This is a genomic window from Marisediminitalea lipolytica (assembly GCF_001758465.1).
Lineage (GTDB): Bacteria > Pseudomonadota > Gammaproteobacteria > Enterobacterales > Alteromonadaceae > Alteromonas > Alteromonas lipolytica.
In genome coordinates, this window is record NZ_MJIC01000011.1 from 35,217 (window position 1) to 56,630 (window position 21,414).

At 48.4% G+C, this 21,414-nt stretch carries 26 protein-coding genes; 5 read left to right on the forward strand and 21 right to left on the reverse strand.

Translation table 11 applies throughout. The features are described from left to right. Positions 1 to 5 precede the first annotated feature (5 nt). The 9 genes from rpsE to BFC17_RS10025 all read right to left on the reverse strand — a co-directional run bounded on the left by rpsE (position 6) and on the right by BFC17_RS10025 (position 6,483). Complete coding sequence (gene rpsE / locus BFC17_RS09985) at positions 6 to 506, reverse strand: 30S ribosomal protein S5 (protein WP_070176339.1); 501 nt, start codon at positions 504 to 506, stop codon at positions 6 to 8. A gap of 9 nt (positions 507 to 515) precedes the next feature. After that, entirely contained in the window at positions 516 to 869 is a 354-nt protein-coding gene (rplR, locus tag BFC17_RS09990; RefSeq protein WP_070176407.1) for a 50S ribosomal protein L18, read from the reverse strand. Positions 870 to 881: 12 nt separating this feature from the next. After that, positions 882 to 1,415, reverse strand: coding sequence for a 50S ribosomal protein L6 (gene rplF, locus BFC17_RS09995; protein ID WP_070176340.1), 534 nt, complete (start codon positions 1,413 to 1,415; stop codon positions 882 to 884). 13 nt (positions 1,416 to 1,428) lie between these two features. Next, the gene (gene rpsH / locus BFC17_RS10000) at positions 1,429 to 1,821 is read right to left on the reverse strand and encodes a 30S ribosomal protein S8 (protein ID WP_070176341.1); all 393 of its coding nucleotides are present in this window, start codon (positions 1,819 to 1,821) and stop codon (positions 1,429 to 1,431) included. A 12-nt stretch (positions 1,822 to 1,833) separates the two neighbouring features. Beyond that, on the reverse strand, positions 1,834 to 2,139 hold the full coding sequence (rpsN, locus tag BFC17_RS10005; protein ID WP_070176342.1) for a 30S ribosomal protein S14: 306 nt from the start codon (positions 2,137 to 2,139) through the stop codon (positions 1,834 to 1,836). Between the two features lie 11 nt (positions 2,140 to 2,150). Further along, on the reverse strand, positions 2,151 to 2,690 hold the full coding sequence (rplE, locus tag BFC17_RS10010; RefSeq protein ID WP_070176343.1) for a 50S ribosomal protein L5: 540 nt from the start codon (positions 2,688 to 2,690) through the stop codon (positions 2,151 to 2,153). Between the two features lie 16 nt (positions 2,691 to 2,706). Then, a complete protein-coding gene (gene rplX, locus BFC17_RS10015) occupies positions 2,707 to 3,021 on the reverse strand; it encodes a 50S ribosomal protein L24 (protein ID WP_070176344.1) in 315 nt (104 codons plus the stop codon). Between the two features lie 12 nt (positions 3,022 to 3,033). Further along, a complete protein-coding gene (gene rplN / locus BFC17_RS10020) occupies positions 3,034 to 3,402 on the reverse strand; it encodes a 50S ribosomal protein L14 (protein ID WP_070176345.1) in 369 nt (122 codons plus the stop codon). A 615-nt stretch (positions 3,403 to 4,017) separates the two neighbouring features. Continuing rightward, positions 4,018 to 6,483 (reverse strand): TonB-dependent receptor, encoded by a 2,466-nt coding sequence (locus BFC17_RS10025; RefSeq protein ID WP_070176346.1) that lies wholly within the window; start codon positions 6,481 to 6,483, stop codon positions 4,018 to 4,020. Positions 6,484 to 6,816: 333 nt separating this feature from the next. Here BFC17_RS10025 and BFC17_RS10030 point away from each other — a divergent pair, with 333 nt between their 5' ends. Then, positions 6,817 to 7,365: a DsrE family protein gene (locus BFC17_RS10030; protein WP_229681112.1), complete on the forward strand. Its 549-nt coding sequence runs from the start codon at positions 6,817 to 6,819 to the stop codon at positions 7,363 to 7,365. 19 nt (positions 7,366 to 7,384) lie between these two features. Here BFC17_RS10030 and epmA read toward each other — a convergent pair whose 3' ends face one another. Together epmA and efp are read right to left on the reverse strand one after the other, a co-directional pair. Then, positions 7,385 to 8,362, reverse strand: a complete 978-nt coding sequence (epmA, locus tag BFC17_RS10035) for an elongation factor P--(R)-beta-lysine ligase (RefSeq protein ID WP_070176347.1) — start codon at positions 8,360 to 8,362, stop codon at positions 7,385 to 7,387. A gap of 50 nt (positions 8,363 to 8,412) precedes the next feature. Further along, positions 8,413 to 8,982, reverse strand: coding sequence for an elongation factor P (gene efp, locus BFC17_RS10040; protein WP_070176348.1), 570 nt, complete (start codon positions 8,980 to 8,982; stop codon positions 8,413 to 8,415). A 35-nt stretch (positions 8,983 to 9,017) separates the two neighbouring features. Between efp and epmB the strand changes: the two genes are divergently transcribed. Further along, positions 9,018 to 10,049 carry an EF-P beta-lysylation protein EpmB gene (epmB, locus tag BFC17_RS10045; protein WP_070176349.1) on the forward strand — a complete coding sequence of 344 codons (1,032 nt, stop codon included), beginning with the start codon at positions 9,018 to 9,020 and terminating at the stop codon, positions 10,047 to 10,049. Between the two features lie 33 nt (positions 10,050 to 10,082). Here the strand turns inward: epmB and BFC17_RS10050 are convergent, their stop codons facing one another. Next, a complete protein-coding gene (locus BFC17_RS10050; protein WP_070176350.1) occupies positions 10,083 to 10,274 on the reverse strand; it encodes a hypothetical protein in 192 nt (63 codons plus the stop codon). 121 nt (positions 10,275 to 10,395) lie between these two features. On the opposite strand from BFC17_RS10050, the gene BFC17_RS10055 reads away from it, so the two are divergent. Next, a complete protein-coding gene (locus BFC17_RS10055; RefSeq protein ID WP_070176351.1) occupies positions 10,396 to 10,707 on the forward strand; it encodes a hypothetical protein in 312 nt (103 codons plus the stop codon). A gap of 9 nt (positions 10,708 to 10,716) precedes the next feature. Here BFC17_RS10055 and BFC17_RS10060 read toward each other — a convergent pair whose 3' ends face one another. The 7 genes from BFC17_RS10060 to nudF form a co-directional block, all read right to left on the reverse strand. After that, a complete protein-coding gene (locus BFC17_RS10060; protein WP_070176352.1) occupies positions 10,717 to 11,985 on the reverse strand; it encodes a YfiM family lipoprotein in 1,269 nt (422 codons plus the stop codon). A 23-nt stretch (positions 11,986 to 12,008) separates the two neighbouring features. Continuing rightward, positions 12,009 to 12,680, reverse strand: a complete 672-nt coding sequence (locus tag BFC17_RS10065; protein ID WP_070176353.1) for an HAD family hydrolase — start codon at positions 12,678 to 12,680, stop codon at positions 12,009 to 12,011. Next, positions 12,680 to 14,572, reverse strand: coding sequence for a DNA topoisomerase IV subunit B (parE, locus tag BFC17_RS10070; protein ID WP_070176354.1), 1,893 nt, complete (start codon positions 14,570 to 14,572; stop codon positions 12,680 to 12,682). Before parE ends, BFC17_RS10065 begins: the two co-directional genes overlap by 1 nt. 135 nt (positions 14,573 to 14,707) lie before the next feature. After that, positions 14,708 to 15,292, reverse strand: a complete 585-nt coding sequence (locus tag BFC17_RS10075; RefSeq protein ID WP_070176355.1) for a YqiA/YcfP family alpha/beta fold hydrolase — start codon at positions 15,290 to 15,292, stop codon at positions 14,708 to 14,710. Between the two features lie 13 nt (positions 15,293 to 15,305). Then, positions 15,306 to 16,046, reverse strand: a complete 741-nt coding sequence (locus tag BFC17_RS10080; protein ID WP_070176356.1) for a metallophosphoesterase family protein — start codon at positions 16,044 to 16,046, stop codon at positions 15,306 to 15,308. Continuing rightward, on the reverse strand, positions 16,047 to 16,484 hold the full coding sequence (locus BFC17_RS10085) for a DUF1249 domain-containing protein (protein WP_070176357.1): 438 nt from the start codon (positions 16,482 to 16,484) through the stop codon (positions 16,047 to 16,049). It lies immediately after the preceding gene. Then, a complete protein-coding gene (nudF, locus tag BFC17_RS10090) occupies positions 16,465 to 17,106 on the reverse strand; it encodes an ADP-ribose diphosphatase (RefSeq protein WP_070176358.1) in 642 nt (213 codons plus the stop codon). Before nudF ends, BFC17_RS10085 begins: the two co-directional genes overlap by 20 nt. Positions 17,107 to 17,427: 321 nt before the next feature. On the opposite strand from nudF, the gene tolC reads away from it, so the two are divergent. Next, the gene (tolC, locus tag BFC17_RS10095) at positions 17,428 to 18,804 is read left to right on the forward strand and encodes an outer membrane channel protein TolC (RefSeq protein ID WP_070176359.1); all 1,377 of its coding nucleotides are present in this window, start codon (positions 17,428 to 17,430) and stop codon (positions 18,802 to 18,804) included. A gap of 59 nt (positions 18,805 to 18,863) precedes the next feature. On the opposite strand, the gene BFC17_RS22540 is transcribed toward tolC, so the two are convergent. Then, on the reverse strand, positions 18,864 to 19,034 hold the full coding sequence (locus BFC17_RS22540; protein WP_175439560.1) for a hypothetical protein: 171 nt from the start codon (positions 19,032 to 19,034) through the stop codon (positions 18,864 to 18,866). Positions 19,035 to 19,111: 77 nt separating this feature from the next. Between BFC17_RS22540 and BFC17_RS10100 the strand changes: the two genes are divergently transcribed. Further along, positions 19,112 to 19,924 (forward strand): ion transporter, encoded by an 813-nt coding sequence (locus BFC17_RS10100; RefSeq protein WP_070176360.1) that lies wholly within the window; start codon positions 19,112 to 19,114, stop codon positions 19,922 to 19,924. Between the two features lie 10 nt (positions 19,925 to 19,934). Here BFC17_RS10100 and BFC17_RS10105 read toward each other — a convergent pair whose 3' ends face one another. Next, positions 19,935 to 21,239 carry a DUF418 domain-containing protein gene (locus BFC17_RS10105; RefSeq protein ID WP_070176361.1) on the reverse strand — a complete coding sequence of 435 codons (1,305 nt, stop codon included), beginning with the start codon at positions 21,237 to 21,239 and terminating at the stop codon, positions 19,935 to 19,937. Between the last annotated feature and the right edge of the window lie 175 nt (positions 21,240 to 21,414).

Sequence of the window (21,414 nt, forward strand, 5' to 3'; positions counted from 1 at the left end):
TCTGATTACCCCAAAATTTCTTCTACAGACAATCCACGTTTAGCAGCGATACCGGCTGGCGAGTTCATCTCGGTCAGCGCGTTAACGGTTGCACGAACAACGTTGATTGGGTTAGTAGAGCCGTAACATTTTGAAAGTACGTTCTGCACACCAGCTACTTCAAGTACTGCACGCATTGCACCACCGGCGATGATACCGGTACCTTCTGATGCAGGCTGCATGTAAACTTTAGAGCCAGAGTGGCGACCTTTAATAGGGTGCTGCAGCGTGTGACCGTTCAGGTCTACACTAACCATGTTGCGACGGGCTTTTTCCATCGCTTTTTGGATAGCGGCTGGCACTTCACGTGCTTTACCGTAACCAAAACCAACACGGCCATTGCCGTCACCAACTACTGTCAATGCAGTGAAGCTGAAAATACGACCACCTTTAACCACTTTAGAAACGCGGTTAACAGCGATCAATTTTTCAAGCATTTCACCTGTTTGAACTTCTTGTTTAGCCATTATTAACTCCTAGAACTGAAGGCCAGCTTCGCGAGCTGCATCAGCTAATGCTTTAACGCGACCGTGGTATTGGAAACCGCTACGATCGAAAGCAACACTTTTGATGCCTTTTTCGATAGCGCGTTCTGCGATTACTTTACCTACTAGAGCCGCTGCTTCAGCGTTGCCAGTTGATTTCAGATCTTTAGCCAGATCTTTTTCAACCGTAGAAGCCGCCGCCAATACTTCAGCACCGCTAGGAGCGATTAACTGAGCATAGATGTGGCGAGGTGTACGGTTAATCACCAGGCGATGCGCGGCCAGTTCACGAATTTTAGCGCGTGCGCGAGTTGCGCGACGCAAGCGTGCTGCTTTCTTATCCATCGTATCACCCACCTACTTTTTCTTAGCTTCTTTACGACGTACATGCTCGTCTGCATAGCGAACACCTTTACCTTTGTAAGGCTCTGGTGGACGGTACGCGCGAATGTTCGCCGCAACCTGACCAACTACCTGCTTATCCGCGCCTTTAACGAGGATTTCAGTTTGGGTCGGAGTTTCAACTGTAATGCCGGCAGGCATTTCGTATGCTACAGGGTGTGAGAAACCCAGAGTCAGGTTCAGTTTGTTACCTTGTGCTTGTGCACGGTAACCAACACCTAACAGCTGCAGTTTTTTCTCAAAACCTTGAGATACACCGATAACCATGCTGTTTAACAGCGCGCGAGCGGTACCAGCCTGAGCCCATGCATCAGGGAAACCTTCACGAGGTAACGCCTTAACCTGGTTCTCTTCCTGTACTACTTCAACAGCGTCGTTAAATACGCGGTTCAATGTACCGTTTTTACCTTTGATTGTGACTTCTTGACCTGAGATTGAGATCTCTACGCCAGAGGCGAGGTCAACAGGGGCCTTTGCTACACGTGACATTTCAACTCCTCCGTTACGCTACATAACCGATGATCTCACCGCCCATGCCTGCTTTACGCGCAGCACGGTCAGTCATCACACCTTTAGAAGTTGACACGATAGCAACACCTAAACCACCCATTACTTTAGGCAGCTCATCTTTTTTCTTATAGATGCGCAGACCAGGACGGCTTACACGTTCAATAGTGTCGATTACTTGCTTGCCCTGGAAGTACTTAAGAGTCACTTCTAAAACAGGCTTAACGTCACCAGATACAGCGTACTCTGTTACATAACCTTCAGCTTTTAATACTTCAGCGATAGCAACGCGAAGCTTAGAAGAAGGCATAGCTACAGATACTTTCTGTGCCATCTGGCCGTTACGGATGCGGGTAAACATATCCGCGATAGGATCTTGCATGCTCATATCAGCTACTCCTTACCAGCTGGCTTTTTTCAAGCCAGGGACTTCACCGCGCATCGCTGCTTCACGCAACTTGATACGGCTCAGACCGAACTTACGTAGGAAACCATGTGGACGACCTGTTACACGGCAGCGGTTTTGCTGACGAGTCTTGGCGCTATCACGTGGCAGTTGTTGTAGCTTCAATACAGCATCCCAACGCTCTTCTTCAGAGGCGTTAACATCGCTGATAATCGCTTTAAGCGCAGCACGTTTTTCAGCATACTTAGCAACAAGCTTTGCACGCTTTACTTCACGAGCCTTCATTGATTCTTTTGCCATAACCCTACACCTTATTTTCTGAATGGGAAGTTGAACGCACTTAGTAATGCGCGCGCTTCTTCGTCAGTGCCAGCACTGGTAGTGATGGTGATATCCATACCACGAACTTTATCTACCTTATCGAAATCGATTTCAGGGAAGATGATTTGTTCGCGCACACCCATGCTGTAGTTACCACGTCCGTCGAACGACTTAGCGTTCAGACCACGGAAGTCACGGATACGTGGAATTGCAATCGAAATTAAGCGCTCTAAGAATTCCCACATGCGCTCGCCGCGCAGGGTTACTTTACAGCCAATCGGATAACCTTCACGGATTTTGAAACCCGCTACTGATTTACGTGCAACTGTAACAATCGGCTTTTGACCAGCGATTGCAGCCATATCGGCTGTCGCGTGCTCAAGAACTTTCTTGTCAGCAACTGCTTCACCTAAACCCATGTTCAGAGTGATTTTTTCAATCCGAGGGACTTGCATGACGCTTTTGTATCCGAACTGCTTCGCAAGTTCAGCTACTACTGTTTCTTTATAGAAATCATGCAGTTTCGCCATCGTACTCTCCAATAAATTAAACGAGTTCGCCGTTAGACTTAAAGAAACGAACTTTCTTACCGTCTTCCGTACGGAAACCAACGCGATCAGCTTTGCCCGTTGCCGGGTTAACTACCGCAACATTAGAAACGTCAATAGATGCTTCTTTCTCAACAATACCGCCAGCTTCGCCCAGTTGTGGGTTAGGCTTCTGGTGTTTCTTGACCAGATTTACACCTTCAACGACTACACGGCCTTCAGATGTCAGAACACGCACGACTTTGCCTTGCTTGCCTTTATCTTTACCCGCTAATACGACTACTTCATCATCACGACGAATTTTATTAGCCATTATCGTGACTCCTTATAGTACCTCTGGGGCCAGTGAGATGATCTTCATGAAGTTGTCACTTCTCAGCTCACGGGTTACCGGTCCAAAGATACGCGTACCAATTGGTTGCTTGTTTGCATTAAGCAAAACAGCTGCATTGCTATCGAAACGGATAGTAGAACCATCTGCACGACGAATGCCTTTTCTAGTACGCACCACCACTGCGTTCAGTACATCACCTTTTTTTACTTTACCGCGAGGAATTGCTTCCTTCACTGCAACTTTGATGATGTCACCGATACCTGCATAACGGCGATGCGAGCCACCAAGAACCTTAATACACTGAACCCTGCGAGCGCCGCTGTTGTCGGCAACGTCCAGGTTAGTTTGCATTTGGATCATGATTAATGCTCCGCTGTTAATTATGACTCTTATGAGTCTCCGATTGCGTTAAAAACGGCCTTTTTGGCCATTTTTAAACCATACCCCGCTAAAAAGGGCGCGAAATAATAACAGAAAAGAATCGTATAGTGTACCCGCAATTTGAATTATTTTTAGCTTACGGGAGATTAATTGCGGCAGGCTGTGAATTTATGTTGCCACTGGTGTGAAAGTCTTGTGAATACTGGCCGGGAGCGTCTTTGTTGTCCCAGCCAGGCAGGTAAATATTACCGTTATTCCGGTTAATTGACGATATTTATTTGGTATCCGGCGGCATTTTCGGCCGGTTCTACCGTAATAAAATAATTTTTGGCCTCGGTAAAGGCATATAAAGGATGGCGATGTTGCTATCGTCAGCGCCACTGCCAGGCGTAAGAGTGTTGGTAGTGAAATATTCATTAAAGTTGGCATCCTCAAATTGATAAAATCAGCTTAAGAGACGCCTGCTCAGGGGTTTGGTTCTTTGTCCTCGCTTAGCTTTGCACTCCTTAACAATTCTTTACACACCGTCGCTGGCGCACAGGCAAAAAAAAGCGGCCCGGGGGCCGCAAAGATGGGAATGAAGTGAAAAGCACACTAGAAACTCAAACGCGTTCCCAGTGTAAAATTACGACCGGGTAATGGCGCCTGATCTTTCAAAAAAGAGGTATGTACCCGGGCTTCTTCGTCAAACAGGTTGTTTGCACGCACATATACGGTCCAGTCCTGCGTATCAGACAGGCGGTAATCTACCGAGGCATTTACCAGGGTGTAGCCATCTGTAGCCGTTTCGTACTGTGTGGTTTTCGTCTGATCGTCATACCACACTACCGATAGCTCTGAGCTTAACGCTTCACCTTCATAACTGATGGTAGAGCCTAAGCGTAAAGGCGGAATACGTGGCAGGTTGTCTGAGTCAATCTTGGCGCGGATGTAATCACCAAACACACTCACGCGCCAGTTGACGTTAAGGTCTACGAACCCTTCCGCTTCTACACCGTAGATGGTGGCATCGTCCTGGTTGAAGTAGTAAACCGGCGTGCCCTCTTCTGCATGTTCCTCATGCTCTTCTGCCTCTTCATGCTCGTCATGAACTTCTTCCTCTTCTTCCTCGTGGCCGTGAGCCAGTGCAGTCAAATCGGTAGCACTCTGATAAATATAATCATCCGCCTGATTGTAGAAGAACGAAAGGGTATAACCGCTGTCGCCGCTGAACTTGCGGAAGGTAAGGTCGATATTGTTACTCACCTCTTCCTTTACGCTGCGCAGATTTTCAGAGACTTCGCCGTCTTCATCCATATCGAAAACCAGGCCAACCTCAAAGGTTTGCGTAGCCAGATGCTGGCCGGCCGAGAATAACTCCTGCATACTTGGTGCACGCTCGTTGCGCGATAAAGTCAGGGCCACAGAGTAACCTGGCGTATATTCCCAGTTTACCCCGGCCGACAAAGAGCTGCTGGTAAATGCATACTCATCAAAATTGAATGCCAGCTCGTGCTCTTCATGTTCGTCTTCATGGTGCTCGTCTTCATGACCTTCTTCTTCGTCATGATGCTCTTCTTCATGTTCAGCCACCTCAAGTTCAAAATCGATGCTATCGGCATTGTAGGTTGTTCTCTCCAGGCGTCCACCTAACTCAAGGATCACTGAGCCAAACTTCTTCTGCTCTACGAGGAACAACGCCATGCTTTCGGTTTCAGTTGGTGGTGTATAGGCTTCTTCACCTTCAGCGGCGTAGTCGCTGTTGTGATATTGCAAACCAAACACGCCGTGCCAGGCATCAATGTCTGCATGGGTAGCTGCCAACCGAATATCGCTGCCTTGATTGGTAAAGCGGGTTCCAACCTGGCCGTCTTCAATCTCAACGTGTTCGTAATCGGTGTAGGCAGCGCCAAATTTCAGTGAGCTGATGCCTTTAAAAGGCGAATACCACTCACCGGCTGCCTGATACCGGGTCATGTCTACATCCAGGTTGGTTCCTTCTTCACCTGCGTGTTCGGCATGCTCTTCTTCGGTTTCGCCCTCGTGTTCTTCTTCGTGATGATGGCTATGACCGGGCACGCCGTAAAGGTTATCCAGTTTCTCTACTGAGAATCCAAAATAGCCCTGATCATCCGCCAACGACAAGCCCGCCGTTATATTGGTAGTATCCATGGCACTGCTTTCCAGCGTGCCCGGTTGCTCATCTTCATCAGGGTTAACAGACGCATAGCCGGGAATATCGACGTTGTCGGTTTTTCGTTTAAACCCATCCACGTGAAAAGCAATATTGTTTTGTCCGCCGGTAAGATTAAAACGACCAAACTTGCCATCATTCACGGTGGCGTAGTTAGCTTCTACATCCCCTTCCAGACCAGCCGGCACTTCGCGAGGGATGCGCTTATCCACCACATTTACAACACCGCCAATAGCGCCGCTGCCATACTGCAGGGTGGCCGGACCGCGTAACACCTCGACCTGGGTTGCACTGGTACTGTTAGCCGCCACATTGTGATCGGGACCGATGCGGGATACATCAGAGACATCCAGACCATTCTGAACAATCTTCACCCGCGGGCCATCGTTGCCCCGGATAACCGGGCTACTGGCTACCGGGCCAAAGTAAGTGCTGTGAACCCCCGGCGTATTTTTTAAGGTCTCGCCCAGTGTCTCGGCCTGAATTTTACGGAGCTGATATTCATCAATAACTGAAACCGGCGTAACCGACTCCAGTACAGAAGAACCCAGCACACTAGCGGTTACCACGATATTTTCTACCGACACCGGTGTCAGCACAAAATCGGCGACCTGGTCACCTGAAATATCGCCCAGATCGTTATCACCATGAATATAATCGGGTGAATAAACATGAAGGTGAACGTGGGGTGCTTTCACATCACTGAATTTATAGTAGCCACTGGCATCTGTGAAAGTGACCTGTTTAGAGCCCTCGATACGGACTTCTGCGCCTTCCACAGCCGTACCAGCCTGATTGGTAATTTTACCTTCGATGGTTGCGGCGACGGTGGCTTGAGCCCCTAGCGCCATTACTACAGCAGCACCAATTACAGATTTTCTTAACATTACTTGCCTTGCCCTTGCGTTATCTTTCAACGTGCATTTCGTTATAATATAACATTACTAGTTAAAGCTATTGATCGTCAAGCACCACTTAGCGTTTAAATTAGGTCAGTCATCGTCTGTGAAAGAGCAGTAAAAGCTTGAGGCAAGCCAAATAAAAGTAAATACACACTTACATAAAGCGCTAAGTAAATGGTGGGGATACTGCTGAAGCCTTTTGGTACGCGCTGTTTTTTTAACCCTGTACAGGAGGTGTCATTAAACAAAAGAATTCGCTATGGTATGAGACTAACACTAATTCTGAATCTAATTAAAACCTTCTCGAGGGATGCCATTGTGAACAAAAATTGTGCTTTAAAATTCAGGGCCATACTGTTATTTGCCAGCCTTCTGTCAGGCGGTACTGCCACTGCTGCTGAATTCACTGCGGGCCCGGTGTTTACTGACTTCGGCAAAAAAACTACTGTCGAGGGCGTACAATTTGATGCATCAGCCCACTTTAAAGTCGCCTTTGATGTGGCCAAAGGGGCCGATGCCGGAAGTTTAAACCGTCAGTTTGATAGTCTGGCAAGGTTTATAAATATGCATGTGGCCAGCGGCGTACCAGCACAAAATATCACACTGGCTTTGGTGGTTCATGGTGGTGCAACCCTGGATTTGCTTAACGCTGTTGCCTATCAACAAAAGCAGCAGGCTGCTAACCCTAACATAAGGCTGATAGATGCTTTGCTGAGGCACAATGTCCGGGTTATTGTTTGTGGTCAGTCAGCGGCGGCCCACGGCTATGAAAAAGCAGATTTTATCTCTGGTGTGGAAGTGGCGCTGTCGGCAATGAGCGCCCACGCGCTGCTGCAACAACAAGGTTACACGCTTAACCCTTTTTAGTGCTGCGCGTACAACTCTGCTAAGCTCGTTCCACCGGAAAGGCAATCACCTGCTCAATATGGGTATAGCCATGCCTTAGCATCAGAATACGGTCGATGCCCATAGCAACGCCGGCACAGGCCGGTAAACCCGCTTGCAATGCCGCCAGAAAACGCTCGTCTACCGGTTTTTCGGTAAAACGGAAAGTTCGGCGCAGGCGGTTATCGTGTTCAAAGCGTTTACGTTGCTCGTCTGCATTTTGCAGCTCGTTAAAGCCATTGGCCAGTTCTGCGCCTTTGTAGTACAGCTCAAACCGGTCCGCTACGCGGGGGTCATTGGCGTTCAGTTTAGCCAGCGAAGACTGAGATGCCGGATAATCGTAAATAAAGCAAGGCCAATGCTGACCTATTTTAGGCTCAATTTGATAGCTAAACAGCAGTTGCAGCATGCCATCATGATCGATGGGATATTCGTCGCTTAAATTTATCTCACACTGATTAAACACTTCTGCGATACGTTGTGTGGTATCAGCCAGCGGATCAATGTCCAGATACTGGATAAAGGCTTGCTGGTAGGTCATTCGCTCGGTCTTTTCTACCTCAAGCACTACTGCCAGAAGTTCACTGATTTCGTCCATAAGACCGTGATGATCAAGGCCCACCCGATACCATTCCAGCATAGTAAATTCCGGGTTGTGCCAACGGCCGAAGCCTTCATGCCGAAAGGCTTTCGACATTTGAAACACCGATGTCTGGTAACAGGCCAACAGTCTCTTCAGGGCAAATTCCGGTGACGTTTGCAGATACAGCGTTTCGTTGTGGCCCCGGTCGCCGTGTTCAAAGGTCGTAGAAAACCCTTCTATGAATACGTCGGTAACGGTGCTGTGGGAAAGCGACGGTGTATCAACTTCCAGTACATCACGAGCCGCAAAAAACTGGCGAATTTCGTTATAAAGTTGAGCGCGTTGGCGCAATGCCTGAAGTGAAGCGGTAGGTTGCCAGTCTGTTTGAGTTGTCATAGGTAAGAGATTCTAACCGCGCACCGTTTCCCTGGCGCGCGGCATGTAGGTTATTTTTGTACGCGGGAAACGTAATCACCTGTGCGGGTATCTACTCGGATAACTTCACCGGTTTGTACAAACAGTGGCACACGAACAACAGCGCCGGTTGATAACGTGGCTGGCTTACCGCCCGTACCCGCTGTATCACCTTTCAGGCCTGGGTCGGTTTCGGTGATTTCCAGCTCTACAAAGTTAGGCGGCGTCACGGTAATGGGGTTACCATTCCATAAAGTGATGGTACAAACATCGTTTTCTACCAGCCACTTAACATTTTCACCTACGGCTTTTTCATCTGCACCGATTTGTTCGAATGTTTCGTTATTCATAAAGTGATAGAATTCGCCGTCGGTGTACAGGTAGGCCAGTTCGGTATCCATAACGTCTGCGCCTTCCACTGATTCACCAGAGCGAAAGGTTTTTTCCAGCACTTTGCCAGAAATCAGTTTACGAATCTTAACCCGGTTGAAAGCCTGGCCTTTACCTGGTTTAACATATTCGTTTTCAAGAATGTTGCAAGGTTCACCGTCGAGCATGATTTTCAGGCCCGCTTTGAACTCGTTAGTGCTGAAATTAGCCATAATTCCTCAATAAAAAACGGTAGGTTTTAGTTTTAGTGGCGCAAATAATACAAAAAAATAGCATATCTGTAGAGCAAAACTGGCAAAAAGAGTTAGCCAGCGGTTTTACCGATCCTTTTTCATTGCTGAAATACCTTAATTTAGACCCATCAGACTTTGGTACACACGCGGAAGCGCGCCGCTTGTTCCCTATGCGGGTACCCCGTCACTTCGCCTCATTAATGGAAAAAGGCAACTGGCAGGATCCGCTGTTATTGCAGGTTTTACCCAGCAATCAGGAGTTTTTAACCGCGCCTGGTTACAGTGCCGACCCGCTGGAAGAGCACGATACTGCCAATCCCGGCTTACTGCATAAATATCAAAGCCGGGTGTTGTTAATTGTTAAAGGTGGCTGTGCGGTTAATTGCCGTTATTGTTTTCGCCGCCATTTCCCGTATGCCGAAAACTCACTGAGCCAGCAGCAACTGGAGGCTAATATCGCCTACATTGCAGAGCACCCGGAAATCAACGAAGTGATTCTTTCAGGTGGCGATCCGTTAATGGCCAGGGACGATAAGCTGGCAGCACTGGCTGAAAAACTGGCCGCCCTGCCTCATATAAAGCGGTTAAGAATTCACACTCGCCTACCCGTAGTAATGCCTGAACGACTCGATAACGCTTTTTACCAGTGGCTTATCAATCTCCCTTTGCAAAAGGTGCTGGTATTACACATTAACCATGCTAAGGAAGTTTCCCCACAACTCATCGACAGGTTAGCACCATTACGACAGGCTGGCGTTACACTGCTTAATCAGGCGGTATTGCTTAAAGGGGTAAATGCTTCGGCCGAGACACAAGCAGAGTTAAACGAAGCGGTGTTTGACGCCGGAATTATGCCCTATTACCTGCATTTACTGGATAAGGTACAAGGGGCCGCGCATTTCGATATTGATATGGCGCAAGCCAGAGCCATAATGGCTGAAGTGATAAAGCGATTGCCAGGCTTTATGGTTCCCAAACTCGTTACCGAAATTGGTGGCCAGCCTGGCAAAACGCCAATTGACTTACGTCTGCATCCACAGGATTAACCCTGAGGGGGTACCCTTAGGGTTAATCACTAATCAGGCGTACGTATCGATGTTGGCGCCGATAGCCGGATTTGCGGATGAAGGTTTTGGTACGTCAGCGGCTGCTTCCAGCAGCTGAAGCGTCGCTTTACCTTCTTGCTCTTGCTGACCTTTGGCCAGCTTGAGTGAAGCCAACTCAAGCGATGCACCGGACGTTCCAGAGGCACCTGAGCCTTGAATATCCATACCAGTTTCCTTATTTGCTTGTAGCAATGTTAAAAAGTGGGCAGAATTGCCCACCTCACTGCTATATCGGCAGTACTTGATTATTCTTTAGACTTTTTTCTGTTTTAAAAAGGAGCGCTCTTTGGATTCTGTTCACCAGCAATTACAGGAAACGCTACAAACACTTTATCGCAAAGCGGTCGACGCTGATCAGATGCTGGATCAGTTGCAACATCAACAACAAGGTAAGTTTGCTGCCATTTTCGCTGAAGACAGCGGCTTTACCACCCGCTCTAAGCGATTTGGCCCTTACGTAGAAGAAATCGCCACTGACTGGCAGGCCCTTAAGCAGCTCGACAATGATGCGGCAAAACAGGCGCTGGTACCCTTAGTAAAAAAAATCGAGCTGGCGCTGAGCACGCTGCATCAATTTGCCAGCAGCATTAAAAAATAACCCGCCCGATTAGCGGTAAATTGGCAGATTATCAATGCGTTGCTGAATCTCAGCAACCTGCTTGCGGTACGCCGGGCTGTCTACCTCACTGTAGCGATAGCTGAATTCAGCTTTACTCAGTCCTTCTGGCAGCCCACCGATAAACGGCAGGATATCCCGTTCCTTCAAACCTTTTACCGCCAATTTTTGCAGCTTTAATGCAGAGTCAGACTCGCTCGCCGCTTTGGCAAACTCAATGCCAGACATATCTGCCGCCAAATCCACAAAACTATAACCACTGCCGCCCCGGGCTCTGTCCATAAGCTCCTTAAATTCGCCTATGGCCATAGTCATATTCTGCTGAGACAAAATTTGTAACGCCGCAGATATAGTAAAATGTCGGGCCAGATCGTTACGTTGCGCCAGTACTGCGGGAGCCTTAGACTCGCTCGCCACTCCTGCCGGATGACTTGCTCCGGCCAGCCCCGCAATGCGGTGATCACCTAAGAAGATGGCTAGCGAAAGTAATGCCGCCTGATTGTGCATCACCCGGGTATCATCAGCGCTGAGTTCGTTAGCACGGCTGAATACCAGGTTAATATAACTGGCCACCGATTGCGGCGTAGGAGAACTGCCCAGCGGCGAACTATTCACATAAGCCAGGTAATCTGTAGTCAAAGTACCCAACTCATCCACGCCACTGCTGACATTTTCACGCGCGACATCAATTTGCTGTAACAGTTCGTCAAGGGGACGCATGTCCAGCACCAACCGCTCGTCTGTCATGGTAATCTGCGTGATTTGGTTAGCGGCGGTACTGGCCACGTCGCTCTTGGTAAACTTGTCCACCAGCCATACCGCAGCAGCCAGGGTTTTATCGCCGGGTAACATTAAATTGCCAATCTGCACATGCTCAATATCCACGCCCTGCCCCGGCAATATCAACGCAGACAAATTAATAAAATAGCCATCGGCGGGGGCCGGTAATGCCACACTGGCGGAAATTTCGGTTTGCCCGGCACTAACATCCACGGCGCCATTAAAGCCTGGCAGGGCGCGCTGGGCAAATCCCATCAGACTTTCAAACTGGGCCTGAGACACAGCAACGGTTTGCTGAGAATGACGATCCGACAAACTGGTTTTTATCTGGCGCAGTAACTCATGCACCGTATCGGCATTATCTACCTGCTGTGAAGACACGCGGCTAACAGCAGGCGCGGTATCTACCACCAGCACCGCGACCAGAGCGATGGCTGACACCAGCAGTAAAAAAATAAACAACACAATACGGCCAAACATTGAAGATATCCTTTCCTGAGTAATTAGCGGTTAAGCTCGTTCGCTGTCCATTCAGACAAACTCGTATACACTGCACTGGCAGCAGAAAAATCGTGACCGGCTGATTGTTGAGTTGGTATGGTCACGCATCGAATACCTGCGGCAACCGCCGAGGCCAGTCCATGTTCGGTGTCTTCTACTGCCACCACTTGTGAAGCTGTCAGTTGCATCTGCTCCAGCGCCATTAAATAACAATCCGGGGCGGGTTTACTGTTTACAACATCATCAACGGCAACCACACATTCGACAATGTCTGCAAACCCATAGCTTTCCAGTGTCCGTTCTACCGAAAAGCGGCTGCCACCTGTTACGATAGCGGTACGAAGCCCCAGCTTGCGGCACAGGGCGAAGGTTTCTTCAGCGCCAGGCATCAATGGAAAAGGTTGCTTGCGCAGATGCGCTTCGGTCAGGCTCGCTTTGGTGGAAGCCAGTTCAGCCGGGTCTATGGTCAGGCCGAAATCATTTACTACATCAATGCCATTTTGTGTAGTGGGTACACCAGCCATGGTTTGGTTGTAATAGGCATCTGTCAGCTCCACGTTGTGGGGCCGCAGTGTTTCCTGCCACAGCGCAAAATGAACAGCCTCGGAGTTAATCAGGGTACCATCGTGATCAAATAATACCGCCTGAACATCTAGCGCTTGCTTGTGTTGCATCAGATAACCTCGGCCAGATTACCCTTGCTCTCCAGCCAGGTTTTGCGATCGCCAGAACGCTTTTTGGCCAGCAGCATATCCATTATTTCCAGCATATCCTCAGCATCGTCGGCCGTAAGCTGAACCAATCTGCGGGTATTGGGATCCATGGTGGTTTCGCGCAGTTGAATCGGGTTCATTTCGCCCAGACCTTTAAACCGCTGCACATTTACCTTACCGCGCTTTTTGTCGGCTTCGATGCGGTCCAGTATGCCTTGCTTTTCTGACTCATCCAGGGCGTAAAATACTTCTTTGCCCACATCAATACGAAATAGCGGCGGCATGGCTACGTAAACGTGTCCCGCATTAACCAGTGCGCGGAAATGACGAACAAACAGCGCGCATAATAAGGTAGCAATGTGCAGTCCATCGGAGTCTGCATCGGCCAGAATACAAATCTTGCCATAGCGCAGCCCGCTTAAATCATCGGAGTCCGGGTCGATGCCCAGCGCTACCGAAATATCATGAATTTCCTGGGAGGCCAGGATCTGACTGGAATCCACTTCCCAGCTGTTGAGGATTTTACCGCGTAGCGGCATGATCGCCTGAAATTCACGATCACGGGCCTGCTTAGCTGAACCACCCGCCGAGTCACCTTCTACCAGGAACAATTCTGACTGAGTAATATCCTGCGAGCCACAATCGGTAAGCTTACCCGGCAACGCAGGACCCTGAGTTACTTTTTTGCGCGCCACTTTTTTGTTCTGACGCAAGCGACGCTGAGCATTGTTAATACACATCTCTGCCAGTGCTTCGGCGATATCAGTGTGTTGGTTTAACCACAGACTAAATGCATCCTTAACCACACCGGATACAAATGCCGACGCCTGACGTGACGACAAGCGTTCTTTAGTCTGGCCGGCAAACTGCGGATCGTGCATTTTAGTAGACAGGATATAGGCACAGCGGTCCCAGATATCATCGGGGGTTAGCTTAACGCCGCGTGGCAATAAACTGCGGAATTCACAAAACTCCCGCATGGACTCCAGCAATCCCTGACGCAGCCCGTTAACATGGGTTCCGCCCTGAGCGGTGGGAATAAGGTTTACGTAACTTTCGGTAGTGAGCTCGCCGCCTTCAGGCAGCCACATAACCGCCCAGTCAGCGGCTTCGCCGTTGCCGCTAAAACTGCCGGTAAAAGGAATATCTTCCGGCAGCGTAATGTAATCTTTTACCGCGCTTAACAGGTAATCCTGAAGGCCATCCTCGTAGTGCCACTCGTGGGTTTCTTTATTAACTTTGTCTTCAAACTTAATGCGCAGCCCGGGGCACAAGACGGCTTTAGCGCGCAGGTTGTGACAAAGTTTTGAGACCGAGAATTTAGCCGAATCAAAATACTGAGCATCGGGCCAGAAGCGCACGCTGGTGCCGGTATTGCGACGACCGCAGCTATCGATAACGTGCAAATCTTCAACCCGATCGCCGTTAGCAAAGGCAATAAGATAAACCTGACTATCACGGCGAATGGTGACTTCTACCCGGGTAGACAGCGCATTTACCACGGAGATACCTACCCCGTGCAAACCACCGGAATATTCGTAGTTTTTATTCGAGAACTTACCACCGGCATGCAGCTTGGTCATAATGAGTTCGACACCGGATATTTTTTCTTCCGGGTGAATATCCACCGGCATACCGCGACCGTCATCAACCACTTCCAGAGACTGGTCCTCATGTAGCACCACTTTTATATTAGTGGCATGGCCGGCCAGCGCTTCGTCAACACTGTTATCTATAACTTCCTGCCCCAGATGGTTTGGGCGGGTGGTATCGGTATACATCCCCGGACGCCGTTTAACCGGCTCCAGTCCATTTAAAACCTCAATAGCATCAGAGTTATATTGATTCGACATTGTTGTGATTATTCTTCTTTTTTAGCTACACCGGTGCTGCAATACCAAAGCGATAATAAAGCATGAATATTGCAACCTTTTAACTGATGTTATCAGGGGTCTGTAAGAAGCGCAATTTGCCTGTTCAGGCTGGCTTTACTGCAAATAAAGGAACCTCATTATTGACGGTAAATGTTGCTCATAGCCGACAAAACTATGGTCACCGCCCTCCTCGATGCAAAGCTCTGCCCCCTGATAATGGGCTACTGCCTGTTGGTAATCGAGGGTTTCATCACCGCTTTGCAGCAAAACTCTATAATTGGCGGGCCGGGCCAGCGTGGGTTGATAAAACGCCTGTATATGGCCAATGTCATCCTGATTAAGCGCAAAGTGTTTATTGGTGTAAGGATTAATATGCTCACCAAGGTAACCCGCCAGCAGCTCAAAAGGTCTCACCGCCGGATTCACCAACACTGCTTTTCCGCCGTATTGCTCAACCAGCCAGGTTGCCAGATAGCCTCCCATCGAACTACCAATCACCCGAAGGTCGCCACCAGAAAGCTCCGCATGACCGGCCATTAATTCAAGCAACTGCGGTTTAAGTCTGGCCGGGCTATTTTCCAGCTCGGGGCAAATAACAGCTACGCCCGGAGCATGTTGTTGTAAGTAGTCCCGGGTTTGCGTTGCTTTTACTGACGCAGGGGAACTTAAGAAACCATGTAAGTAGAGTAACGACGACATTAACACTCCTGTTTTATTGCGCGGCTATCCTGATAATTCGGCTGGATAAACGGTGGTTTTCATCACTTTCTATCAGACGTAAACCGGCTTGGGATGGCGCCAGGCCAAACTCAGCGCTGAGCTGCCACTGCCAGGAAGAAGATGGCACACCAAGAATGGGAGTGGCACTTAGCTCAGCCTGAGTATCGGCATGGATATGACCATGTAACACCAGACTGACGGGTTGCTCTGTTAACCACCTGGCCAGTGCATCCACGCCATGCAAAGCGTGATTATCCATCCAGCTGTTGGTTGCCACCGGGTGATGATGAATAGCCAGCACATGGTTAATTTCTGGCTCAGACACTATCGCTTTTGTAATGGCATCCAGCTGGTGCGGGACAATAATGCCCTGCGTGCCGGTATAACGGGTATCCAGTCCATGCACCATTACCCCATCCAATCGCCATGGCTGACCAGCCTGTAACCAGTTAGCCCCAAGCGCCTGATCAAAATACGGGTTGTTATCATGATTACCGGGGATCACCCGCCAAGGCACCCCAGGACAACAACGGGTTAAAATATCTGAAAAAAGCTGGTAACTCTGCGCGCTGTCATCGCCCGAGATATCGCCGGTAAATAACAGTCCATCTGGCTGTTGTTGTAATGCCAGCGCGAGCACGCTTTGCAACGATAGTGCGGGATTAATGTTGCCATAGCCCAGAGTGTGCGCAGAAGCAAACAGGTGGCAGTCTGAAATCTGAACTAACTTCATTCAGGTTGAGGCGATGGGTTGCGCATCGTGGTTTAAGCAGAAATGCAGCCATTCGGTGAGAAACAGATTAACCATGTGCTTTTCGTTGCGCAGGCGCATTTTTGCATTGGGGTATTCGTAGGAAGGTGCCAGTGCACCGGCATTCTGACTTGAGATAACCTCAGCCATACGGGCATCGTGATACAGTCTTACCGTCATTGAAGGCTTAAGATAACCCGGCGTTGCCACATTGACCTGCTCCACCAGAATAGTACTGGTGTAACGCGCTGACTCAATTATTTGCACACTGTAGGAGAGCCCCTTACCCGCCGTAAAACGATAAGTGAGATCTTCGGTGTCACAGTCGGGCAGCATGGATAGCAGGTGCACGTAATTACGCTCACAGATTGCCTGTAAGGTTGGTAAATCAGGTACGTATTTACGCTTGTTTACGGTCACCGGACTGCCACTGCTCTAGCAAAGTTTGCTTGTTCATAAAGAACCATTGTAACGCAATTATGCTCGCTGCGTTGTCTATTTTACCGTTTGCCAGCCATTCCTTTGCTGTTTGCTCTGCAACCCGGTGGACTAAAATATCCTCTGACTCGTATTCCAGCCCATGCACTCCGGCGGCTTTACTGGCATCGGTACAGGCGACGTAAACGTGCAAACGCTCCGTGGTACCACCGGGACTTGCCAGATAACTGAGCGCCTTGGTCAGATGGGTCAGGCCGATACCGGCTTCTTCCTGCGCCTCGCGATGACACACCGACTCCTGACTTTCGCCTTCGTCAATAATGCCGGCGATAATTTCTATCAGCCAGGGGGAGTCCGTGGTGGGCAATGCGCCAATGCGAACCTGCTCTATTAATACGAACTCTTCCAGCACCGGATCGTAAGGCAAAACCGCCACGGCGTGCCCTCGCTCAAAAATCTCGCGGCTAACCGTATTACTCCAGCTACCGTCGTATTTTTTGTGCGTAAAATCGTATCGAACCATTGTAAAAAAACCTTCGTATAAAGGCTTAATTGCGGCGACTTTGACGTCATCTGAGTTGAAACGTTGAATTTTCGCTGTCATTGCATTCTCATTTATTGCTTAAACCAGTTAATATACGCCATTGAATATTTACGTTCATGAGTGTATTTATAATTTTGCATTAGACTCTCAGGCGGTAAAGACACATATTCTGTTACACTTACGCCACTTCTGTTACGAGTTTTAAGTGTCTTTTGCATTACGATTTTCTTAAAGTACACCATAGTAACAGACAACAATTAGTATTTTGGGTGACGGAACAGGGCAAACACAGGCCCGGACGACAGGGCAGTGCGAAAATCTATCGTCAAATACACCCAACCACAATAGTTAGTAAACACAGTTGAGATTGAAGGCACACACATGAAAAAAACACTTTTATCGCTGATGCTTGGTCTGGGCATGACCACACCGGTATTAGCAGATAGCTTATTGGACGTTTATCAACAAGCCATGGCCAACGATCCGGTTGTTAAAAGCGCAAAAGCGCAACGTGATGCTGCTTATCAGGGCATTCCTCTTAGCCGCGCGGCATTGCTTCCACAACTTTCTGGCTCGCTGGGCTACAGTACTTCGAGTCGCGAAACGGTGCAAAACCTTCAGGAAACCGTTAATGGTGAACGTATATTAACACCCGTTGAAACTGAAATAGACACAGATAGCACCAGTTGGTCATTAGATTTAAACATGTCACTGTACGACCATTCACGTTGGTTAGGGCTGGATCAGGCTGAACTCAGCGCGGAACAAAGCGATGCCACCTACGCTGCTGCTGCGCAGCAATTAATTGTTCGCACCGTTACCGCTTACCTGGATGTCCTCCGCGCTCAGGATAATCTGGATTTTGTGCGAGCAGAAAAACGCGCTATCGAACGCCAGCTGGAACAAACCAAACAACGTTTTGAAGTGGGCTTAACTGCTATCACCGACGTACACGAAGCCCAGGCTAATTACGATAATACCGTGGCACGAGAGATTGTGGCTGAAAACCAGATTGAACTGGCGCGTGAAGCGCTACGTGTAATTACCGGTAAATATCACGACCACCTGGATGTGCTGGATACCTCAAGGTTTGCGGCTTCATCCCCGTCACCTCAGGCGGTAACGGAGTGGCTGAACATTGCAGAAAGCTCAAACCTGACGTTGCTGTCCCAACGCCTGGCGATGGATGTGGCTAAAATGCAAATTGATATCGCCACGGCTGGTCACTACCCAACGTTAGGGCTGACCGCTTCTTACGGTCAAAGCAAGACGAAACAAAGCTCGCCACTGTTTAACAATGATACTCCCTTCTACGATAGTCAAAGTATAGGCATCAACGTCTCTGTGCCAATCTACCAGGGAGGGCAGGTTGTTGCGACAACCGACCAGGCCCGCGCACGATTTGTTAGCGCTGGTCAGGACTTAGAGCTGGCCCATCGCCAGACAGTTCAGTCTGTTCGTAGTTCGTATAATGATGTTAAAGCGGCTATTTCAACAATCCGCGCTCTTGAGCAAGCGGTGCTGTCGGCTGAAAGTGCGTTAAAAGCCACTGAAGCAGGGTTTGATGTGGGTACGCGTACCATCGTGGACGTACTAAACAGTACACAAAATCTGTTTAATGCCCGGGCTAACTTATCCGGCGCACGCTATGACTTTATTCAGGCCATGGTGACGCTAAAACAAGCCGCGGGTAATCTTACCGCTCAGGACATTGAGCTGATCAGTCAGGGCATGAAAGAAGCGTCTGCCAACGGTTAATTAAGACGCCATAATGAAAAACGCGCCTCAGTGGCGCGTTTTTTTGTGACTGGCTGTTATTAGTCTGCTGAAGAAGAATTAAAAGGGCTTTTTAGCGCTTCCAGGCGGGCCAGAATATCTTCCATGGCCATTTTTATCCGGTGCGCTTCTTCAACACTGGGAGACAAGTTGTTGAGCTGGTCAGAAAGTTGAGAGAGTTTTGCTTGCAAACTTTCGCTGCTGTCGTCCATGATATGGTCTGTAATAATTCTATGTGTCAGATATTATAATCTTTTTTTATTAAATTTCTCAACGAAACTAAACCACTATGAAGGCATCCCAACTCCAGCTGAAGTTTGAACAGGTTCGGTCAAACAAGATCTTCGAGCTTTTTGTTATTGGTGTAATCTTGTTTTCGGCGTTATTGGTCGGCGCAAAAACCTATGACATGCCGAGCACGGTCAATCATATTACCAACGTACTGGACTGGTTAATCAGTGCCTTCTTTCTGGTCGAAATCACCATCCGTTTTTTGGCTGAAAAACGTAAATTGGACTTTTTTAAAAGCTTCTGGAACTGGTTTGACACCCTGATCGTGCTGGTAAGTTTATTGCCAATGGAAAACAGCGACACCGCGCTGATTGCCCGTTTGGTTCGGGTATTCCGGGTATTACGGATGATTTCGATTATTCCCGAGCTGCGTATACTGTTAGTGTCGTTGATGAAAGCCTTGCCGCAGCTGGGTTATGTAATGCTGCTGATGTTTATTATTTTTTACATCTACGCCGCCATTGGCAGCACCCTGTTTGAAGACATTAATCCGGTATTATGGGGCGATATCACCATTTCATTGCTTACGCTATTCAGGGTGATGACCTTTGAAGACTGGACCGACGTAATGTACGAAACCATGGAGGTGTATCCGCTAAGCTGGTTCTACTATCTCAGTTTTATCTTCTTTACGGCGTTTGCCTTCCTCAACATGGTGATTGGTATCGTGGTAAATGTGATGGAAGAGGAGAATGCCAAGGCCTACCGTGAAGCCCATCAGGATGAACCCACGGTAGCCGATATCAGCCAACAACTAAAACAGCTGGAACAGAAGATCGACCGCTTAGCCGAACATCCGCCTGAAAGGTAGCAACCGGCCGTTACGGCTCAACGGAGGCGACATTCAATTGTACGGAACGTCTTTTGAAAGGCTGCGATTGCCCATAGGTCAGGCTGCGCCACAGCCATTCGAATGGTCCGAATCGAAAATATTGTAACCATATGCTGGACACGGTTAATTGGAAAAACCACACCGCAAACACAACCAGCATAATCTCTGCACCATTCAACACACCATATAAGCCAAAGCCATAAAACAGCACCGCACCAACAATGGATTGTGAGAGATAATTTGTCAGTGCCATTTGTCCAACAGCAACTAACGCTTTGGCAATAAAAAGACGATACGTATAGCGGTAAGCCGCGATAAAAAGGAAGGTATAACCCAGAGTTAACATGGCTCTGACGAGCGGGCCAAGAGGCGCGATGTACGCTGAAAGCACCCGATCAAAAACCATGGTGCCATAATAGGCATCAAAATATCGCCATATCCAGGCACTCGCCACCAGCAAAATCCCCGGATAAACTAACTTAGTCAGTGGGAAATCCGCTTTAAATATTCCCCATCGGTACAATACAATACCCAGAAAAAACATCGGAATAATATCGAAAAGCGAACCGTAATAAACATAGCTTAATACCATGCTTAGTTCTGCAAAACTGTTTTTCCAGGCTCCACCGATTCCGGATGTTGCGGCTTTGACGGTTTTATCAATAGCCTCCATATCGGGCTTCTTTTCCCACGTATCAATGGCTTTCTGCTGCTCCTCGGTTAACTCCCCGCCATTATCTGAAATCGTTTGCGCCGCCTGATAGGCTTTATGCTCTTCCAGAGTAGACAGTGAACCAGCAACGACTATCAGCGATAAAATCACGATCAATACTGAAGCCATTGTGATAAGTGTTTTCTGCGAGCTGTTTCTAAAAGCAAATGCAATAAAGGTGTAGAACGCATAAGGTGCTAATATATCTCCGCCCCACAAAAACAAGTATGCATTCATTAATCCAAACAAAAACAAGAAGGCAATTCGCCGGAAATAAAGGTCTGCGGCAGGGCCTGGGCCTATTTTACTGCTGTTGCGTTCCAGAAAGATGAGCATCCCTATGCCAAATAACAGTGAGAAGATCCCACGCTGGGTGCCATCAAAAAACATTCCCCAGACGAACACAAAATTCTGTAAAAATGGAATGGATTCGCGATAGCTGAATGACATCAGTCCTTCAAAGGGCACTGCCATAAAAGCAATATTGCAAAGAAATATACCGAGCACCGCAATACCGCGACAAAAATCCAGGGTTTTGACCCTTTCGTCATTACGGGTCGGCTGTGACAATACTTGTGACATACTAACCGTCCCTGTTTAATCATTGTGGATTGAACTAACAGGCTAGTTCATTTTTTATACAATTACGAGCTTTAACGTTGACGAAGGAGTAATTATTTGACGAGTTTTCTCAGGGACTGTCCCAATGTAAAGAGAGCCGTGGAACTGAGTAGGAAAGTAAAGCTTTAGAGGACGG

Bases quoted from the DNA above. Each gene is read 5' to 3' on its own strand.
- BFC17_RS10065 (WP_070176353.1), bottom strand. From the start codon at position 12,680: ATGCAACACAAGCAAGCGCTAGATGTTCAGGCGGTATTATTTGATCAC.
- rpsN (WP_070176342.1), bottom strand. From the start codon at position 2,139: ATGGCAAAAGAATCAATGAAGGCTCGTGAAGTAAAGCGTGCAAAGCTT.
- BFC17_RS10075 (WP_070176355.1), bottom strand. From the start codon at position 15,292: ATGTCGTCGTTACTCTACTTACATGGTTTCTTAAGTTCCCCTGCGTCA.
- BFC17_RS22540 (WP_175439560.1), bottom strand. From the start codon at position 19,034: ATGGACGACAGCAGCGAAAGTTTGCAAGCAAAACTCTCTCAACTTTCT.
- rplE (WP_070176343.1), bottom strand. From the start codon at position 2,690: ATGGCGAAACTGCATGATTTCTATAAAGAAACAGTAGTAGCTGAACTT.
- tolC (WP_070176359.1), top strand. From the start codon at position 17,428: ATGAAAAAAACACTTTTATCGCTGATGCTTGGTCTGGGCATGACCACA.
- epmA (WP_070176347.1), bottom strand. From the start codon at position 8,362: ATGACAACTCAAACAGACTGGCAACCTACCGCTTCACTTCAGGCATTG.
- rplN (WP_070176345.1), bottom strand. From the start codon at position 3,402: ATGATCCAAATGCAAACTAACCTGGACGTTGCCGACAACAGCGGCGCT.
- parE (WP_070176354.1), bottom strand. From the start codon at position 14,572: ATGTCGAATCAATATAACTCTGATGCTATTGAGGTTTTAAATGGACTG.
- rplX (WP_070176344.1), bottom strand. From the start codon at position 3,021: ATGGCTAATAAAATTCGTCGTGATGATGAAGTAGTCGTATTAGCGGGT.
- BFC17_RS10025 (WP_070176346.1), bottom strand. From the start codon at position 6,483: ATGTTAAGAAAATCTGTAATTGGTGCTGCTGTAGTAATGGCGCTAGGG.
- BFC17_RS10100 (WP_070176360.1), top strand. From the start codon at position 19,112: ATGAAGGCATCCCAACTCCAGCTGAAGTTTGAACAGGTTCGGTCAAAC.
- rpsH (WP_070176341.1), bottom strand. From the start codon at position 1,821: ATGAGCATGCAAGATCCTATCGCGGATATGTTTACCCGCATCCGTAAC.
- BFC17_RS10105 (WP_070176361.1), bottom strand. From the start codon at position 21,239: ATGTCACAAGTATTGTCACAGCCGACCCGTAATGACGAAAGGGTCAAA.
- rplR (WP_070176407.1), bottom strand. From the start codon at position 869: ATGGATAAGAAAGCAGCACGCTTGCGTCGCGCAACTCGCGCACGCGCT.
- BFC17_RS10050 (WP_070176350.1), bottom strand. From the start codon at position 10,274: ATGGATATTCAAGGCTCAGGTGCCTCTGGAACGTCCGGTGCATCGCTT.
- BFC17_RS10060 (WP_070176352.1), bottom strand. From the start codon at position 11,985: ATGTTTGGCCGTATTGTGTTGTTTATTTTTTTACTGCTGGTGTCAGCC.
- BFC17_RS10080 (WP_070176356.1), bottom strand. From the start codon at position 16,046: ATGAAGTTAGTTCAGATTTCAGACTGCCACCTGTTTGCTTCTGCGCAC.
- rplF (WP_070176340.1), bottom strand. From the start codon at position 1,415: ATGTCACGTGTAGCAAAGGCCCCTGTTGACCTCGCCTCTGGCGTAGAG.
- rpsE (WP_070176339.1), bottom strand. From the start codon at position 506: ATGGCTAAACAAGAAGTTCAAACAGGTGAAATGCTTGAAAAATTGATC.
- nudF (WP_070176358.1), bottom strand. From the start codon at position 17,106: ATGACAGCGAAAATTCAACGTTTCAACTCAGATGACGTCAAAGTCGCC.
- efp (WP_070176348.1), bottom strand. From the start codon at position 8,982: ATGGCTAATTTCAGCACTAACGAGTTCAAAGCGGGCCTGAAAATCATG.